Genomic DNA, 18,078 nt, shown 5'->3' with positions numbered 1-18,078 from the left:
TCCCCCACGACAGCGAAGAGGTGACATGACCGGGCGCAGCGAGGAGCGGCCGCCGGGCCGCGGTGAGGGCCGGCCGGGCGCCGAGTCGCCGTCCGGCGACTGGTACGTGGCCGACACCTACGCCCAGGACCCGTACGCGGCCGACGCGTACCAGGGGCACCAGGACGGCCAGGACCCGTACGGCCTGCGGGCCGCCCGGCCGGCCGAGCCGCAGCCGCCGGTCGCCGCGTACGACGTACCGCCGCAGCTGCCGCCGCAGAACGGCGGCTACCCCATGCCGGTCCCCCCGGCGACGTTCGCGCCGCCCGTTCCGCCGGTGCAGCCCGGCTGGGACACCCCGGTGCAGGCGCAGCAGGCCGCGGCCCACCAGGGCACGGCGCAGCCGCAGCCGGCGGCAGCGGCCTGGCCGGAGGGCACGCCCGGCTGGGAGCAGCCGGCTCCGGTCGGCGGCCCGTGGGCCGGCCAGGAACAGCAGCAGCACCAGCAGCAGTGGCTGCCCGGCCCGGCGCACTCGGCCTGGGACTCCGAGAGCACCGAGTACGTGGGCGTGGACGACCTGTTCGGCGGCCGGTCCGCCGAGGGCGCGGCCCGCCCGCCGGCCCAGCAGCCCCCGACTCAGCAGCCCCCGGTCCAGCAGCCGGCGGCCCGGTCGGCGACGGCCCAGCCGCCCGTCGGCCCCGCGCCGTTCCCGTCGTCCGCGCCGTTCCCCCCGGCCGGCGCGTACCACGGGAACCCCGGCCACCCCGGCCCGCACGGCCACCGGAACGGGCCGGACGGGCAGCACCCGTTCGTGCCGCCGATCGAGTTCGACCCGCCGCTCTCCGAGGAGGAGGCCACCATGCAGGTGGCGGCGGTCCAGATCCCGCCCGCGGTGGAGCCGCGGGACGAGCTGGCCGCCGAGCCGCACGCCCCCGAGGCGCCCGCCGCCGGCGGCGGCAAGGTGTCGAGCCTGCTGAACTCCAGCGCGATCATGGCGGCCGGCACGCTCGTCTCCCGCGGCACCGGCTTCCTGCGCACCATGGTGATCGCCGCCGCGATCGGCCTCGGCGTGATGGGCGACTCGTACAACGCGGCGAACACCCTGCCCACCCTGCTCTACATCCTGATCGGCGGCGGCGCCCTGAACGCCGTCTTCGTGCCGCAGCTGGTCCGCAGCATGAAGAACGACGCCGACGGCGGCACCGCGTACGCCAACCGGCTGCTCACCCTGGTGATGGTCGGCCTGGCGGGCGTGACCTTCGTGGCCGTGCTCGCGGCGCCGCTGCTGGTCCAGCTGATCGCGCACCCCCTGATGAGGAACAGCGCCAGCGCCGACACCACGGTGGCCCTGGCCCGGTACTGCCTGCCGACCATCTTCTTCATGGGCATCCACGTGGTGATGGGCCAGATCCTCAACGCCCGCGGCCGGTTCGGCGCGATGATGTGGACCCCGGTCCTCAACAACATCGTGGTGATCTTCACCTTCTCCGCGTACCTCTGGGTGTTCGGCGGCTTCGGCGGCACCGAGGTCACCCCGGAGACGATCTCTCCCGAGGGCGTCCGGCTGCTCGGCATCGGCACCCTGATCGGTCTCACCGTCCAGGCGCTCGCGATGATCCCGTACCTGCGGGCGGCCGGCTTCCACTACCGGCCGCGCTTCGACTGGCGCGGCCACGGCCTCGGCAAGGCCGCCCGGCTCGCCAAGTGGACGTTCTTCTTCGTGCTGGCCAACCAGGCCGGCTACCTGGTCATCACCCAGCTCGCCACCGCGGCCGGCACCGCCGCCGAGAAGGGCGGTCACAACGGCGTCGGCCTCACGGCCTTCTCCAACGCCCTGCTGATCTGGCAGCTCCCGCAGGCCGTGATCGTCGTCTCGATCATGAGCGCGGTGCTCCCCCGGCTCTCCCGGGCCGCCGCCGACGAGGACGCCGGCGCCGTGCGCGACGACCTCTCGCACGGGCTGCGCAGCACCGCGGTGGCGGTCGTCCCGGCCGCGTTCCTGTTCCTCTCGCTCGGTCCGGCGATCGGCCGCTCGATCTACGCGGTGGGCGGCAACGACGTCGACCTGGCCAGCGCCACCAACGTGGGCCTGATGCTCTCCGCCTTCGCCCTGGGCCTGATCCCGTACTCGGCCCAGTACGTGATGCTGCGCGGGTTCTACGCCTACGAGGACACCCGGACGCCGTTCTCCAACACCGTCTGGGTGGCGGTCTGCCAGGCCGCGTTCTCGCTGGCCTGCTGGGCCGTCCTGCCCTCCGAGTGGGTCGTGACCGGCATGGCGTTCGGGTACGGTCTCGCCTACGCCGTCGGAGTGACGGTGGCGGTGCCCAAGCTGAAGAAGAAGATCGGCGGCCTGGACACCAAGCGGATCGGCAAGACCTACACTCGCCTGATCACCGCCTCGGTCCCGGCCGCGCTGGTCGGCGTGGGCGTCAGCCTGGCGGTCCAGCAGGTGCTCGGCGGCTGGCTGGGCAGTGTGCTCACCATCGTCGTGGCCGGCGGCCTCCAGCTCGCGGTCTTCGTGCTGATCGCGAAGAAGCTGCGGATCGAGGAGCTGAACGCCATGCTGGGCATGGTCCGCGGCCGACTGGGCCGCTGACCCGCCGTACCAACCGGTCCGTCCGGTCGACGCCCTGACCGGACGTCAACCGGACGACCGGGGTTCTCCGCCCCCACGGGCGGGTGCTGGGCCGCCGTCGGCGTCCGGGATCGCCCGGGCCCGAGCCGGCGGCCCAGTGTCGGATCTGCACCACATCTCTCCACCCGCGCGCAACCGCGAAGGCCTTTCAGCGGTCGTACCCGGTGGAGAAGAGTGGGCACAATTGTCCTGGAGCACGGGGCCTCGGCCCGAGCGCTCCAGCGACTCTCTCAGGCCGGGGCGACACAAGGGGAGGCAGGACCACGGTGGCTGATGGCACCAAGGCGGTCGTCGACACGTCAGCAGCTGACGGGGCGGCGGACGAGGCCGCACTGGCCGCGGCGATCGACGAGCTCGCCGGCGAGACGGCCCCGCCCACCACGTCCGGCGAGGACGCCGACGACGCCGACGGGGACCCACCGAAGGCCTCCTCCCCCACCACCGAGGAGACCTCGGAGATCACCGCACCCCTGTCCGCCGACGAGATCCGCGCCGAGCTCTCCGCCGGCGAGGCCAAGCGCAAGCCGGGCACCGCCTCCTCCGGCCGCCCCGCCGGGCGTCCCCCGCAGGACCCGCAGCCCACCCACGACCCCCGCGACACCGCCACCCTGCCGCGCACCCTGCCCGCCCCGCTGCGGCACAGCGGCGACATGATCGGCCACCGGTACCGGCTGGAGGAGTGCATCTCCCACACCGAGACCTTCAGCAGCTGGCGGGCGGTCGACGAGAAGCTGCGCCGGGCCGTCGGCGTCCACCTGATGGCCTCCGGCCACCAGCGGGCCCGGGCCGTGCTGGCCGCCGCCAAGTCCGCCGCGCTGCTCGGCGACCCGCGCTTCGTCCAGGTCCTGGACGCCGTCCAGGAGGGCGAGCTGGTCTACGTCGTGCGGGAGTGGCTGCCGCACGCCTCCGACCTCGCCAAGCTGCTCGCCACCGGCCCGATGGAGCCGCACGAGGCGTACCAGATGGTCCGCCAGGTCACCGACGCCGTCGCCACCGCCCACCGGCGCGGCCAGGCCCATCTGCGGCTCACCCCGCGCTGCGTGCTGCGCACCGACAGCGGCCAGTACCGGATCAACGGCATCGCCGTCGACGCCGCCCTGCGCGGCCTGCCCGACGAGGACGCCGAGCGCACCGACACCCGCGCCATCGGCGCGCTGCTGTTCGCCGCGCTCACCCACCGCTGGCCGTTCCCGGAGGACCGCTACGACCTCCAGGGCCTGCCCAAGAACCTCCGCGACGTACCGCCGGACCAGGTCCGCGCCGGGGTCCACAAGGGGCTGTCCGAGCTGGCCGCCCGAGCCCTGTTCGACCACCCGCCGCACCACGCCGAGCCGATCTCCACCCCCGAGCAACTGGCCAAGGCGATCGCGCTGATGCCGCGGATCCGCCAGCCCGAGCCGGAACTGCCCGCCTTCACCCCGCCGCCCCGGCACACCACCCACGCCCTGCCCACCGCGCCCAACCCGACGCGGGTGGTGGCCGCCCCCGGCACCGGGCCGGTGCCCGCCCCGGCCCGCCCCGGACCGGTCCGGCGCAGCCGGCGCCGACTGCGCCGGGTGATCAAGGTGACGGCCTGGACGGTCGCCCTCAGCGCGATCGGCGTCGCCTCCTGGCAGCTGGTGGACAACCTGCGCAACTCCGGGAACTCCGTCGTCACCGCCGGCCCCTCGCCCTCCGGGACGTCGCCGACCGCGCACGCCGCCACCCACACCCCGGTGCCGATCCCGGTCAAGGACGCCCAGGCGTTCAGCCCGGCGGGCGATTCCAAGTACACGGTCGGCAAGGCCATCGACGGCGACCCGGGTACGAACTGGGTCACCTCCTGGTACAACGACCCCCTCGGCCCGACCAAGCCCGCCCTCAGGGACGGCGTCGGCCTGCTGCTCGACCTCGGCTCGGCGCAGGCCGTCAGCTCGGTCAACGTGCAGTTCGTCGGCTCGACCACGGCGGAGCTGCGGATCCCCGGCCCGCAGGCCGCCGGCGACCCGGCCAAGGCCCAGCCGGGCGACTTCACGGTGGCGGCCGGCAAGCAGAGCGGCACCGCGCTCGACTACGCCCTGGAGAGCCCGGTCACCACGCGTTACCTCTTGCTCTGGATGACCAGCCTGCCGAAGGATACGGACGGAAAGTTCCGCGCCTACGTCGCCGAGGTCAAGGTCTCCGGCTGACCGGAGGCCGGGCGACGGCCGGCAGCTGCGCCGCGTCCGGCGCGACCGGGGCGGGGTGGCGGAGACGAACGGGCAAGGGGTGGCAGTGACGGACGGGGCGGACCGGACGGACGACGACGCGGCGCTGCTCGCCCGGCACGTCGCCGGCGACCGCGACGCCTTCGGCCTGCTGGTCGACCGCCACCGCGACCGGCTCTGGGCGGTCGCCCTGCGCACCCTGGGCGACCGCGAGGAGGCCGCCGACGCCCTCCAGGACGCCCTGGTCTCCGCCTTCCGGGCCGCCCACACCTTCCAGGGCCGCTCGGCCGTCACCACCTGGCTGCACCGGATCGTCGTCAACGCCTGCCTGGACCGCGCCCGGCGCACCGCCTCCCGGCGCACCAAGCCGCTCGACGACGACCCGCAGCGCCTCGACGCCCTGGTCGGCTCCGCCGAGCCGGCCGACTCCCCGGTGGTCCGCGCCGAGCTGCACCGGGAGCTGGCGGCGGCGCTCGACGAGCTGGCGCCCGAACAGCGGGCCGCGCTGGTCCTGGTCGACATGCAGGGCTACCCGGTCGCCGAGGCGGCCGAACTGCTGGGCGTACCGGTCGGGACGGTGAAGAGCCGCTGCGCCCGCGGCCGGGCCCGCCTCCTGCCCCTGGTGCGGCATCTGCGCGAGGGCGGCGCCACCGCCGATGTTTCACGTGAAACAGGCCGGCCCGCGCCGGCTCCGACCGCCCGGGCCGGCCGGGCGGCGCCACCGGGGAACCCGCCCGGCGGCAGAACCGTCACAGGGACAGGCCCGGACACCGGCCGACCGATTCTGGAAGGAGACGCGAGCACGCGATGACGGCCCCCCTCTCCTCTCCCGACCCCGTCGGAGCACACCCCTCGGTCGACGAGCTCGCCGACCTCGCCGAGGAGCTGGTCGAGCCCGCCGCCGCCGAGGCGCTGCGGCGGCACCTGGACGGCTGCGCCGACTGCCGCGAGACCGCCGAGGCGCTCGCCGGGATCGGCACGCTGCTCGGCGAGGCGCCGGCCCCGGCCATGCCCGCCGACGTCGCCGCACGGCTGCACGCGGCCCTGGCGGCGGCCGCCGCCGAGGCCGACGCGACCGACCGGGCGGCCGCGGCCCCGCAGGGCCCCCACAGGGGCGCCGCGGCCCCCGGACCGTCCCGGAGCCCCGCCGGCGCGACGCACTCCGCCACAGCCCCCCTCGGGCCGCCCGGACGGCCCACCGCGACCGCCTCCTCCCCCGCCGGTCCGGGCCGCCCCCGCCCGCGCCGCCGGCGGGGCGCCGTCCTGCTCGGCGCCGCGGCCGCGCTGCTCGCGGTCGGCCTCGGCAGCGCGCTGCTGCTGCGCCCGGCCGACCGGGGCGCGGCGGACACCTCGGCGCGGGCCGGCGCCCCGGCCGCTGCCGCGGCCACCTCGGGCGGCGCCACCGCGGGCCCCAAGGCAGAGCTCTCGGCCGGGGGCACCGTCTACCAGGACGACCGGCTCGCGGCCCAGGTGCAGCACCTGCTCACCCGCGACGGCGCGACCACCGACGGCTCCGCCAGGCCCTTCTCGCCGTCCGCCGCGCCACCCGCCGTCGGCCCCGCCAAGCCGTCCGGGTCGTCCGCCGCGCCGCCCGCCGAGGGCGAGCAGGGGCTCACCGGCGGTGGGGGTGCCCCGTCCTGCCCGGCACTCGCCGACGGCCCGCTGCTGGCCACCGATCGCGGCAGCTACGCCGGCTCCCCGGCCGAGCTCCTGGTGTACGCGGTGCCGGGCCGGACGGATCAGCTCGACGTCTACCTGCGCTCGCCGGACTGCGGACCGGTCCTGCTCCACCGCACCGTCGCGGCCCACTGACCGGCGACCCGTCACCTGCGACCCGCGACCCGCCGCGTGCGGGGCACCGGTCGGCGAACCGTCGGGCGCCGGCCGTTCCGCCGGTCCGCCCGTCGCGCGCGTACCGTTCCCGTGCGATCCACGCCCGGTGCGGCCCGACGCTCCCACAGTGCGGGCGCCTGGTGCCGATCGGCCTGGGAATGCGAGAGACTGGTCAGTCGTTGTCCCGGGCGGCGGAGCAGGACCGCCCTCCCCGCCCTAGCGCGGGTCGCGATGCGAACCAGGAGATGCAGTGAGCGACGTCCGTAACGTGATCATCATCGGTTCCGGCCCGGCCGGCTACACGGCTGCGCTCTACACCGCCCGTGCCGCCCTCAAGCCCCTCGTCTTCGAGGGCGCCGTCACCGCCGGTGGCGCGCTGATGAACACCACCGAGGTCGAGAACTTCCCCGGCTTCCGGGACGGCATCATGGGCCCCGAGCTGATGGACAACATGCGGGCGCAGGCCGAGCGGTTCGGCGCCGAGCTGATCCCGGACGACATCGTCGCCGTCGACCTCACCGGCGACATCAAGACCGTGACGGACTCCGAGGGCAACGTCCACCGGGCCCGTTCCGTGATCGTCACCACCGGCTCGCAGCACCGCAAGCTGAACCTGCCGAACGAGGACAAGCTCTCCGGGCGCGGCGTCTCGTGGTGCGCCACCTGTGACGGCTTCTTCTTCCGCGACCAGGACATCGCCGTGGTCGGCGGCGGCGACACCGCCCTGGAGGAGGCCACCTTCCTCTCCCGCTTCGCCCGCAGCGTCACGATCATCCACCGCCGGGACTCCCTGCGCGCCTCCAAGGCGATGCAGGAGCGCGCCTTCGCCGACGAGAAGATCCGCTTCGAGTGGGACAGCGCCGTCGAGGCGATCCACGGGGACCCGAAGCTGAGCGGCGTCACCCTGCGGGACACCACCACCGGCGAGACCCGCGAGCTGCCCGTCACCGGCCTGTTCATCGCCATCGGCCACGACCCGCGCACCGAGCTCTTCAAGGGCCAGCTGGAGCTGGACGCCGAGGGCTACCTGAAGGTCGACGCCCCCTCGACCCGGACCAACATCCCGGGCGTCTTCGGCGCCGGCGACGTCGTCGACCACACCTACCGCCAGGCCATCACCGCCTCCGGCACCGGCTGCTCCGCCGCGCTGGACGCCGAGCGCTACCTGGCCTCGCTGGCCGACCTGGAGGCCCAGGCCGCCACCGTGGCGGTCTGAGCCCCACCCCGACGGACCCCCGGTGGGGGTGTTTCACGTGAAACACCCCCACCACCGGCCGGGCAGAAACAGAACGGGCCCGCCCGTTGTTCTCCTGGCAGCACCCCCTCCGTTCCACCCCTAGGAGTTCCCGTGGCCGGCGCCACCACCACCGTCACCGATGCGACGTTCCAGGCCGACGTCCTGGACAGCGACAAGCCCGTGCTGGTCGACTTCTGGGCCACCTGGTGCGGCCCGTGCCGCCAGGTCGCCCCGATCCTGGACGAGATCGCGGCCGAGCACTCCGACAAGCTGACCATCGCCAAGCTGGACGTCGATGCGAACCAGCAGACCGCTGCCCAGTACAACGTCATCTCGATCCCGACGCTGATCGTCTACAAGGGCGGCGAGCCGGTGAAGTCGATCACCGGCGCCCGTCCGAAGGCCGCGCTGCTGCGCGAGCTGGCCGACTTCATCTAGGCCCCGGCGCGGCAGCCGGGCTCCGGTCCGGCCGGCCACCACGAACGGCGGCGCTCCCCACCCGGGGGGCGCCGCCGTCGTCGTTCCCGCTCCTCCTCGGCGGACCGGTTCAGAACGGCCGCAGCGCCGGCTCCTTCCGGGCTCCGCCCAGCAGCCGCTCCAGCGCACCCTCCACATCGCCGCGCCAGGAGAGCGTGGTCCGGGCCTCCAGCCGCAGCCGCGGGTAGCGGTGGTGCGGCCGGACCGTCTTGAAGCCGACCGCCAGCAGATGATCGGCCGGGAGGACGCAGCTCGGCGGCGTCCTGCCGATCGCACCGAAGGCCTCGATCGCCCGGACCCCGCGCCCCACCAGGTCCTTGGCCACCGTCTGCACCAGCACCCGGCCGATCCCCTGCCGCTGGTACCCCGGGAGGACGCGGCTGATCATCAACTGGACGGCGTCCGGCGAGACCGGACTGGTCGGGAAGGACTGCGACCTCGGCACGTACGCCGGCGGGGCGTAGAGCACGAAGCCGGCCGGGTTGTCGTCCACGTAGACGACCCGGCCGCAGGAGCCCCACTCCAGCAGCACGGCGGAGATCCACCCCTCCTTCTCCAGCTCCGGCTTCCCGGACTCGACCGCCGCCCGACCGGTGACCGGGTCCAGCTCCCAGAACACACAGGAGCGGCAGGTCGTCGGCAGGTCCTCGAGGTTGTCCAGCGTCAGCGGAACGATCCGGCGTCCCATGCCCCGCACCTCCTCGTCCACTCCACAGTCGAGCATTCCCCCCGAACGCCGATGGGTGCATGTTTCACGTGAAACAGCCGCTCACGTGGAACATGCACCCGTCGAGATCCGTCGTCGGCCCCGGCTCAGCCCTGCGACAGCCGCAGCCCGTCCTCGCCCGGTGCCAGGCTGTCGAGGATCCGGTTCAGGTCCTCCACCGAGCCGAACTCCAGGACGACCTTGCCCTTGCCCAGCTTGCCACCGCGCTGCGAGACCTCGACCTTGACCCGGGTGTCGAAGCGGTCCGACAGCCGGCTCGCCAGGTCGTTGAAGGCCGGCGAGAGCAGCTTGCCCGCCTTCGGCCCGGTCGGGCGCTGCGGCTTCTCCTCGGGGCCCATCAGCGAGACGATCTCCTCGGTGGTCCGCACCGAGAGGCCCTCCGCGATGATCCGCTTGGCCAACTGCTCCTGGCGCTCGCCGTCCGGCACCCCGAGCAGGGCCCGGGCGTGGCCGGCCGTCAGCGTCCCGGCCGCCACCCTGCGCTGGACCCCGGGCGAGAGCTTCAGCAGCCGCAGGGTGTTGGAGACGTGCGAGCGCGAGCGGCCGATCCGGTCCGCCAGCTCGTCGTGGGTGCAGGAGAAGTCCCGCAGCAGCTGGTCGTAGGCGGCCGCCTCCTCCAGCGCGTTCAGCTCCGCCCGGTGCAGGTTCTCCAGGAGGGCGTCCAGGAGCAGCTTGTCGTCCTCGGTGGCCCGGATGATCGCCGGGATCTGCTCCAGCCCCGCCTCCCGGGAGGCCCGCCAGCGCCGCTCGCCCATGATGAGCTCGAAGCGCTCGGGCGCGACCTGGCGCACCACCACCGGCTGGAGCAGGCCCACCTCCTTGATCGAGGCGATCAGCTCGGCCAGCTTGTCCTCGTCGAAGACCTCGCGCGGCTGGCGCGGGTTCGGCGTGATCGAGTCCAGCGGCAGCTCCGCGAAGCGGGCGCCTTCCACCTGGGCGAGGGCCGGTCCGGCGGCCTCGGCCCGGTCCCGCTCGGCCAGCTCCCGCAGGCTCTCGGCGGCGGCCTTCGCCGCCACCGTGCCGCGACCGGTCGGCAGCACCGGCACCGCGGCCGGCGACACCGTCCCGGGGGACACCGGCGCGGGCGCGGGCGGGGCCGCCGCGGGCTGTGCCGCCGCCCCACCGGCCGCCGGCGTGGCAGCCGGGATCAGCGCCCCGAGCCCTCGTCCCAGACCCCTGCGACCACTCACCGATTGCCCTCCGTCGTACCGTGCTGTGCCATCGGGGCGCTCTGCCCCGGCTCGCTGCCCTGCTGCTGACCGGCGCGCTGCTGGCCGACCAACGACCCGCCGCCGATGCCCGGTGCCCGCATCGCCAGCTCCCGGGCGGCCTCCAGGTAGGAGAGCGCACCGGTCGAGCCCGGGTCGTAGGTGAGCACCGTCTGACCGTAGCTGGGCGCCTCCGAGATCCGGACCGAGCGCGGGATCGCGGTGTGCAGCACCTCCTGCTGGAAGTGCGTCCGGACCTCCTCGGCCACCTGGGCGGCCAGCCTGGTCCGGGCGTCGTACATGGTGAGCAGGATGGTGGAGACGTGCAGCGTGGGGTTGAGGTGCGCCCGGACCAGCTCGACGTTGCGCAGCAGCTGGCCGAGGCCCTCCAGCGCGTAGTACTCGCACTGGATCGGGATCAGCACCTCCTGGCCGGCGACCAGCGCGTTGACCGTCAGCAGGCCGAGCGAGGGCGGGCAGTCGATCAGGATGTAGTCCAGCGGCTGCTCGTAGGCGGCGATGGCGCGCTGCAGCCGGCTCTCGCGGGCGACCAGCGAGACCAGTTCGATCTCCGCGCCGGCCAGGTCGATGGTGGCGGGGACGCAGAAGAGCCCCTCGACGTCCACCACCGGCTGCACCACGTCGGCGAGCGGCTTGCCCTCCACCAGGACGTCGTAGATCGACGGCACCTCGGCGTGGTGGTCGATGCCGAGCGCGGTCGAGGCGTTGCCCTGGGGATCGAGGTCCACCACCAGCACGCGCAGTCCGTGCATGGCGAGCGAGGCGGCCATGTTGACGGTGCTGGTGGTCTTGCCCACCCCGCCCTTCTGGTTGGCGACCACGATCACCCGGGTGGCGGCGGGCCGGGGAAGCCCCTCGCCCGCTCGGCCGATCGCCTGCACCGCAGCCTGGGCGGCACGCGCGATGGGCGTGTCATCGATCTGGTCGATGGTCTCCGAGTCCTGCATGGGGGTCAGTGTTTCACGTGAAACCGGAGCGGCAACAGTCGCCGCCCGGAAGAGACCAAGCCCGCGGCGAAGCCGCAGATCGAGACTGTCGGAAAGCAGGGAGCGACGTTTCACGTGAAACACCATGCCCGCAATGTCGGAATTCTGACGGTGCGACACTCCGGTGGCCGGGAGTCACCCCGTCGGCCGCCCGCCCGTCACCCCCCGGCCATCACCAGCCGTCGCCCCGGCCCGACGCCTGCCCGCACCGGGACGGACCGCCCCCTACCCCCCTGCCCCTGCCCGTGCCCCTGCCCCTGCCCCTGCCCCTGCCCCTGCCCCTGCCCCTGCCCCGCAACGACGTACGGGCGGGTGGTCCCCGAGGACCACCCGCCCGTACCGGGCATCACCGCACTCAGCGGCTGCGGCGCCGTCCGCCCCGGCCGCGCTCGCCGGCACGCGCGGCGGCCCCGGCGTTGCGCCCGGCCCGGGCCGCCTTGGCCCGTCGGGTCGCCGCCTTGACCCCACCGGGGCTCTCCCCGGCCTTGACCTGGATCACCCGGGTCGAGGTCTCCAGGGTGCCCTCGCCCACCGAGATGACCGTCCACTCGACCGCGCCCAGCTTGGCCAGCCCGGCCCGCGAGTCGGCCAGCTCCTGCTCGGCGCTGTCACCCTTGAGCGCCAGCATCTGGCCGTGCGGGCGGAGCAGCGGCATGCCCCAGCCGGCGAGCCGGTCCAGCGGCGCCACCGCCCGGGCCGTCACCACGTCGACCGCGAGCTTGCCCACCATCTCCTCGGCCCGGCCGCGCAGCACGGTGACGTTCTCCAGACCGAGCTCGCGGACCACCTCCTCCAGGAAGGTCGTCCGGCGCAGCAGCGGCTCCAGCAGCGTCACCGAGACGTCCGGGCGTGCCAGCGCGACCGGGATGCCGGGCAGCCCGGCCCCGGAGCCGACGTCGCACAGGGTCGACCCGGGCGGCAGCAGCTCGGCGAGCACCGCGCAGTTCAGCACATGGCGGTCCCAGAGCCGGGGCACCTCGCGGGGGCCGATCAGCCCGCGCTGGACGCCCGCGGTGGCCAGCAGCTCGGTGTAGCGGACCGCCGCCTCGTAGCGGTCGCCGAAGACCTCCCGGGCCACCGCCGGGGCTTCGGCCAGCCCCTCGGCCGCCGTGCCTTCGCCGCCCGGGCCCTCAGCGGCCGAACTACCGGCACCCGCCGCCGGCTCCCCGGCTGCCGCGCTCTCCGTGTCCATCTCGACCTCTCCGCTCCCCGGATCCACCGACCCGCTCTCCGCACTGTTTCACGTGAAACATCTCTCGCCGGACGTCCGCCCCGCGAAGGGACGACGACCCCGCCCGCACGAGGCGGACGGGGTCGAGTCCTCTGAAGGTCACCGGTCGCCGAAGCAGCCGGTCATCGACTTCCCCGGTCTCAGGCCGGCAGCACGACCACGCACCGCTGGGGCTCCTCGCCCTCCGACTCGCTGCGCAGACCCGCCGCGGCCACGGCGTCGTGCACGACCTTGCGCTCGAAGGGCGTCATCGCCCGGAGCTTGACCTGCTCGCCCGAGCTCTTGGCCTGCTCTGCGGCCTTGGCGCCGAGCTCGGCCAGCTCGGTGCGCTTGCGGGCGCGGAAGCCGGCAATGTCCAGCATGAGGCGGCTGCGCTCGCCGGTCTCCCGGTGGACAGCCAACCGGGTCAGCTCCTGCAGGGCCTCCAGCACCTCACCGTCCTGGCCGACCAGGCGCTGGAGGGAACGGTCGTTGCCGTCGCCGACGATGGACACCAGGGCACGGTCGCCCTCGACGTCCATGTCGATGTCCCCATCGAGGTCGGCGATGTCGAGCAGACCCTCCAGGTAGTCCGCCGCGATGTCGCCCTCCTGCTCCAGACGGGAGATGAGGCTCTCGTCGGCGCTGGCAGCGGCCTCGACCTCGACGGCGGAGGTGGTGCCTTCCGTCACTGATGGACTCCTTCGGGGATGGGCCCGGGTGGTGGGCCGGGAACGAGGTTCAGGGGGCCGCTGGGACGGTCCGGGGCCGGTCGGGTCAGGACTTCTTCTTCGGCCGCTGGCCGCCCTGCCCACCGCGCTTCGGCTGCTGCCGGGCGCCCTGCTGCCGGGCCGGGCCGGACTTGGCCCCGGAGGGCCTGGTCGCGGTCGGCTTGGCGCTGCCGGACTCGGCCGGGACGGCGGCCTCGGACTCCTCGACCGGAGCCGGGGCGTCCTTGGTCAGGCTGGCCGCCGGGGCACCGGCGGAGTGCTGGCGCTGCGACTTGGACTGCTTGCGCGGCTGCTGGCGGCGCACCTGCACCGCGTCCTCGACGACGGCCTCGGCGGACGTGGCCGTCTTCTTCGGGGGCAGCAGGCCCCAGAGCGCGCCCTTGATCTCCGAGCCGTCCGGGTTGATGCGACCGGCCTTCTTCAGGCGGACCTGGCGCTCGTCCCAGGCCTTGCTGCCGGGAGTCGGGTTGTTCCGGATGACGATCAGCTGCTGGCCCATCGACCAGACGTTGGTGGTCAGCCAGTAGACCAGCACACCGACGGGGAAGTTGATGCCCATCACGGCGAACATGATCGGGAAGACGTACATCAGCATCTTCTGCTGCTGCATGAACGGCGTCTTGACCGTGAGGTCCACGTTCTTGGTCATCAGCTGGCGCTGCGTGATGAACTGCGACAGCGACATCATGACGATCATGATGGCGACGACGATCTTGACGCTGACCTCGCTGCTGCCGACGAAGGTCGCCGAGAGCGGGGCGCCGAAGATGTGCGCCTGCTGGGCGCTGTCGAGCAGGGTGCCGTCGATGACGCCGATCGGCTTGCCGTCGGCGACCTTGGCGAGCACGCCGTAGAGGGCGGTGAAGAACGGCGCCTGGACGATGATGGGAAGGCAGCTGGAGAACGGGTTGGTACCCGCATCCTTGTACAGCTTCATCATCTCTTCGGACTGGCGCTGCTTGTCGTTCTTGTAGCGCTCCTGGATGGCCTTCATCTTCGGCTGGATCGCCTGCATGGCCCGGGTCGCCTTGATCTGCTTCACGAAGAGCGGGATCAGGCAGATCCGGATGACGACCACCATCGAGGCGATGGCCAGACCCCAGGCCCAGCCACCGTTCGGGTCGAAGACGTGGCTGTACAGCGAGTGGAACTGGACGATGATCCAGGACACCGCTGTGTACAGGGGATTCAGGAAGGAGAAGGTCACCGGTCAGGCTCCTTGGACATTGGGATCGGCCCCACGGGACCAATGGTCGCCGGGCCCTCTGGGTCCGGACCGGCGGGGGTCGTGGCCACCGGCGGTCCGGCGGCGGACCCGCGGCTCAGCAGGTCGCGCAGCCGGCGGTGCCACACCGGGTGCTTGCGCGGCGGAACATGATCGACTCCACCGGGCGACCACGGATTGCAGCGCAGGATGCGCCACACGGTCAGGCCGCCGCCCTTGACCGCCCCGTGCACCTTCACGGCCTCGAAGCCGTAGTGCGAGCAGGAGGGGTAATAGCGGCACACCGGACCGAGCAGTGGGCTGATGGTCCACTGGTAGACCCTGATCAGACCCATCAGCAGGTACTTCATCGACCTGCTCCCGTCGGCGCCGTGGCGGCGGGTTCCGCCTTCAGCAGCCGCTTGAGCGCCGCGTCCAGGTCACGTTCCAGGTCCTGGTACGAGGCGGACGCGGCCTGGGGCAGCGCACGCACCACTATCAGGCTACCGGCGGGCAGCCTGGACAGACGATCACGGACGAGATGGCGCAGTCGGCGCTTGACCAGGTTACGGACGACCGCCGGACCGACGGCCTTGCTCACGACGAAACCCGCACGCGCCGAAGGAGTCCCCTCGGCGACGTGCGGGCGGGAGTCGCTGGTCCGGTCGGTCGGCCCCGTGAGGTCGCCGTCTCTGCTGAGATGGACGACCAGTAGGGGCCGGCCGGCCCGGCGACCGCGTTTCACCGCGGTCGCGAAGTCCTGGCGCCGCCGCAGCCGGTTTTCGGAGGGCAGCACAACAGACTCTTGGCGCGGATCAGGCGGAGATGGCGGTGCGGCCCTTGCCACGGCGGGCGGCCAGGATGGCGCGGCCGGCACGGGTACGCATACGCAGCCGGAAGCCGTGGGTCTTCGCGCGGCGACGGTTGTTCGGCTGGAAGGTGCGCTTGCTCACTCGGGGGCTCCTGAGGTGAATCGTAGGATGACGGGGAGTCGCTTGGCCGTCACCGTGCGTCCGCGTGATCTCCCCTGATACGGAAATCCGACCCGTCTTCCCAGTTCGGCTGGGGTTCAGGGCAATCCACGGCGCCCGTGCTGCGCGCCTTATGGAGCGGGTGGACCCGCGGACATGCGGCAGCGGCCATCGACAACTCGACCTGGTTACGGTACGCGGGACGGGGGTCGAGGGTCAAACCAGCCGTTCGCGCCCGGCGCTCCGGGGCGTGTCCACGACCTCCGTCGCCCACAGCCTGTGGACAACGACTTGATCCGGCTCTGTTCGCTGACTACCGTTGCAGGACTTGTCTGGTTTTGTTCTTCGTCAACGGACACAGATCCACAGTCTCTTGATCCACCACCCCTGCTGGAGCCGCGGGGAACCGAGAAAGCGTGCACCAGTGGCTGATGTCAACAGCGACCTCGTCCCGGTCTGGGCGAGAGTCGTCGAGCGGCTGGTCAGCGACCCGGACGTCGGGGAGATGGACAAGCAGTGGGTGCAGCGCACCCAGCCGATGTGGATGATGCACGACACCGCCCTGCTGGCGACCCCCAACGAGCGGGCCAAGCAGGTGCTGGAGGGGCGGTTGCTGCCCCAGCTGACCGAGGCCCTCAGCCGCGAACTCAGCCGCCCGGTCCGGATCGCGGTGATGGTCGACGCCAACGCCGTGCCCACCACCCCCGCGCCGGCCCACGACGAGCCGCCGGCCGCCGAGCCGTACCAGCGGGGCGAGGGCGGCGACTACGGGCACCAGGGCTACGAGCGCCCCTACGAGTCCGAGTACGAGCACGACCGGTACGAGGGCGGCTACCAGGAGCACCAGGCCCCGCCGTACGGCACCGGCCGCCCCGGCGGCTACGGCGCCGCGCCGCAGACCCCGTCCTGGGAGAGCCACCAGGACCACCAGAGCCACCAGGGCTACCCCGAGCACGGCTCCGGCTACCCGGAGCAGGAGCCGCCCGCCCAGCGCCCGGCTCCCCGCCCGCTCGCCGGCCCCTCGGCGACCACCCAGGGCGACCTCTTCGGCGGCGCCTACGGCCCCGGCCCCGGTGAGCACCCGCGGACCGCGGCCGGCCGGCGCGGCCCCGGGGGCCGCCCGGCGCCCGGCCGCCCCGCGGAGAAGCCCGGCCCCGAGCGCGCCACCGACCGCCCGGCCGTCCCCGGCGTGCCGGCCCCGCCCGGTGCTCCCCCGGCCGGCGGCTCCCGCAAGGACGAGCCCGCGGCCCGGCTGAACCCCAAGTACCTCTTCGACACCTTCGTCATCGGCGCGAGCAACCGCTTCGCGCACGCGGCGGCGGTGGCCGTCGCCGAGGCCCCGGCCAAGGCGTACAACCCGCTCTTCATCTACGGCGAGTCCGGGCTGGGCAAGACCCACCTGCTGCACGCCATCGGGCACTACTCGCGCAGCCTCTTCCCGGGGACCCGGGTGCGCTACGTGTCCTCGGAGGAGTTCACCAACGAGTTCATCAACTCGATCCGGGACGGCAAGGCGGACGCGTTCCGCAAGCGGTACCGGGACATGGACATCCTGCTCGTGGACGACGTGCAGTTCCTGGCGAGCAAGGAGTCCACGCAGGAGGAGTTCTTCCACACCTTCAACACCCTGCACAACGCGAACAAGCAGATCGTCCTCTCGTCCGACCGGCCGCCCAAGCAGCTGATCACGCTGGAGGACCGGCTGCGCAACCGCTTCGAGTGGGGGCTGATCACCGACGTCACCCCGCCGGAGCTGGAGACCCGGATCGCGATCCTGCGCAAGAAGGCGATCCAGGAGCAACTGAACGCTCCGGCGGACGTGTTGGAGTTCATCGCGTCGCGAATCACCCGCAACATCCGGGAGTTGGAGGGCGCCCTGATCCGGGTCACCGCCTTCGCCAACCTCAACCGGGCGCCGGTGGACCTCGAGTTGGCGGGCATCGTCCTCAAGGACCTGATCCCCGGCGGGGACGAGGACGCCGGACCGGAGATCACCGCGCAGGTCATCATGCAGCAGACCGCCGCCTACTTCGGGCTGGGCGTGGACGACCTCTGCGGGTCCTCCCGCAGCCGGGTGCTGGTGACGGCGCGCCAGATCGCGATGTACCTCTGCCGGGAGCTGACCGACCTCTCGCTGCCGAAGATCGGCGCGCAGTTCGGCGGCCGCGACCACACCACGGTGATGCACGCCGACCGCAAGATCCGGTCGCTGATGGCCGAGCGCCGCTCGATCTACAACCAGGTCACCGAACTGACCAACCGCATCAAGAGCTAGCCGGCCCGGCCCGGTGGCCGTCCACACCCTTCGGAAGGGCGTCAGGAGCGATCCTGACGCCCTTTCGGCACATCCGCAGGTGTGCGTCGCCGACCGGCTGGGCAGGAATGCCACGACGGACGCTCCGCCGGCCCGTCGCCCGCGCCGAACATCTGACCGGTGGTTCGAACACCCCGGGTGCGCAGGGCTGTTGTCCACAGGCCGGGCGGGTTCTCCACCGTCCACAGGCCGTGGGCCTGCGAGTTATCCAGAATTCCTCCACAGGCCGTGCGCCGCTACGCTCTTCCGCGCAGGTCAGGTGCCTGTGGACTTGTGCACAACGGTTATCCACAGGGTGTGGACAATTGGCGGGCCGTCAGGGGGCCATTCGGGTTGTCCACCGGTTGTCCCCAGGG

16 protein-coding genes are annotated in these 18,078 nt (G+C 73.1%); 7 read left to right on the top strand and 9 right to left on the bottom strand.

What is annotated here, in order from left to right; all coding sequences use genetic code 11:
• Window positions 1–25 precede the first annotated feature (25 nt).
• From murJ to trxA, 6 genes are all read left to right on the top strand, one after another.
• Window positions 26–2,578 (top strand): murein biosynthesis integral membrane protein MurJ, encoded by a 2,553-nt coding sequence (gene murJ, locus ACWDRR_RS14415; protein WP_449772483.1) that lies wholly within the window; start codon window positions 26–28, stop codon window positions 2,576–2,578.
• A gap of 305 nt (window positions 2,579–2,883) precedes the next feature.
• Complete coding sequence (locus tag ACWDRR_RS14410) at window positions 2,884–4,785, top strand: serine/threonine protein kinase (protein ID WP_449772482.1); 1,902 nt, start codon at window positions 2,884–2,886, stop codon at window positions 4,783–4,785.
• Window positions 4,786–4,870: 85 nt separating this feature from the next.
• A complete protein-coding gene (sigM, locus tag ACWDRR_RS14405) occupies window positions 4,871–5,614 on the top strand; it encodes an RNA polymerase sigma factor SigM (protein WP_449772481.1) in 744 nt (247 codons plus the stop codon).
• Window positions 5,611–6,615, top strand: coding sequence for a zf-HC2 domain-containing protein (locus ACWDRR_RS14400; RefSeq protein WP_449772480.1), 1,005 nt, complete (start codon window positions 5,611–5,613; stop codon window positions 6,613–6,615). The genes sigM and ACWDRR_RS14400 overlap by 4 nt, the downstream gene beginning before the upstream one ends.
• Window positions 6,616–6,886: 271 nt before the next feature.
• On the top strand, window positions 6,887–7,852 hold the full coding sequence (gene trxB, locus ACWDRR_RS14395; RefSeq protein ID WP_449772479.1) for a thioredoxin-disulfide reductase: 966 nt from the start codon (window positions 6,887–6,889) through the stop codon (window positions 7,850–7,852).
• 132 nt (window positions 7,853–7,984) lie between these two features.
• A complete protein-coding gene (gene trxA / locus ACWDRR_RS14390; RefSeq protein WP_449772478.1) occupies window positions 7,985–8,311 on the top strand; it encodes a thioredoxin in 327 nt (108 codons plus the stop codon).
• 109 nt (window positions 8,312–8,420) lie between these two features.
• Here trxA and ACWDRR_RS14385 read toward each other — a convergent pair whose 3' ends face one another.
• The 9 genes from ACWDRR_RS14385 to rpmH form a co-directional block, all read right to left on the bottom strand.
• A complete protein-coding gene (locus ACWDRR_RS14385; RefSeq protein WP_449772477.1) occupies window positions 8,421–9,038 on the bottom strand; it encodes a GNAT family N-acetyltransferase in 618 nt (205 codons plus the stop codon).
• A 125-nt stretch (window positions 9,039–9,163) separates the two neighbouring features.
• A complete protein-coding gene (locus tag ACWDRR_RS14380) occupies window positions 9,164–10,267 on the bottom strand; it encodes a ParB/RepB/Spo0J family partition protein (RefSeq protein WP_449772476.1) in 1,104 nt (367 codons plus the stop codon).
• On the bottom strand, window positions 10,264–11,253 hold the full coding sequence (locus ACWDRR_RS14375; RefSeq protein WP_449772475.1) for a ParA family protein: 990 nt from the start codon (window positions 11,251–11,253) through the stop codon (window positions 10,264–10,266). The genes ACWDRR_RS14380 and ACWDRR_RS14375 overlap by 4 nt, the downstream gene beginning before the upstream one ends.
• 394 nt (window positions 11,254–11,647) lie before the next feature.
• Entirely contained in the window at window positions 11,648–12,484 is an 837-nt protein-coding gene (gene rsmG, locus ACWDRR_RS14370) for a 16S rRNA (guanine(527)-N(7))-methyltransferase RsmG (RefSeq protein WP_449772474.1), read from the bottom strand.
• A 179-nt stretch (window positions 12,485–12,663) separates the two neighbouring features.
• A complete protein-coding gene (locus ACWDRR_RS14365; protein WP_449772473.1) occupies window positions 12,664–13,194 on the bottom strand; it encodes a Jag family protein in 531 nt (176 codons plus the stop codon).
• Window positions 13,195–13,279: 85 nt separating this feature from the next.
• Entirely contained in the window at window positions 13,280–14,440 is a 1,161-nt protein-coding gene (gene yidC / locus ACWDRR_RS14360; protein WP_449772472.1) for a membrane protein insertase YidC, read from the bottom strand.
• A complete protein-coding gene (gene yidD / locus ACWDRR_RS14355; RefSeq protein ID WP_449772471.1) occupies window positions 14,437–14,808 on the bottom strand; it encodes a membrane protein insertion efficiency factor YidD in 372 nt (123 codons plus the stop codon). The genes yidC and yidD overlap by 4 nt, the downstream gene beginning before the upstream one ends.
• Window positions 14,805–15,233, bottom strand: coding sequence for a ribonuclease P protein component (gene rnpA, locus ACWDRR_RS14350; protein WP_449772470.1), 429 nt, complete (start codon window positions 15,231–15,233; stop codon window positions 14,805–14,807). The genes yidD and rnpA overlap by 4 nt, the downstream gene beginning before the upstream one ends.
• Window positions 15,234–15,252: 19 nt before the next feature.
• Window positions 15,253–15,390 (bottom strand): 50S ribosomal protein L34, encoded by a 138-nt coding sequence (gene rpmH / locus ACWDRR_RS14345; protein ID WP_449772469.1) that lies wholly within the window; start codon window positions 15,388–15,390, stop codon window positions 15,253–15,255.
• Between the two features lie 442 nt (window positions 15,391–15,832).
• Here rpmH and dnaA point away from each other — a divergent pair, with 442 nt between their 5' ends.
• A complete protein-coding gene (gene dnaA / locus ACWDRR_RS14340; RefSeq protein ID WP_449772468.1) occupies window positions 15,833–17,683 on the top strand; it encodes a chromosomal replication initiator protein DnaA in 1,851 nt (616 codons plus the stop codon).
• Window positions 17,684–18,078: the final 395 nt, after the last annotated feature.

The sequence above is a fragment of the Kitasatospora sp. NPDC003701 genome (genome assembly GCF_053587085.1).
The sequence above is the reverse complement of the archived record's forward strand: the minus strand, read 5'-3'. Positions and strand labels throughout refer to the sequence as shown.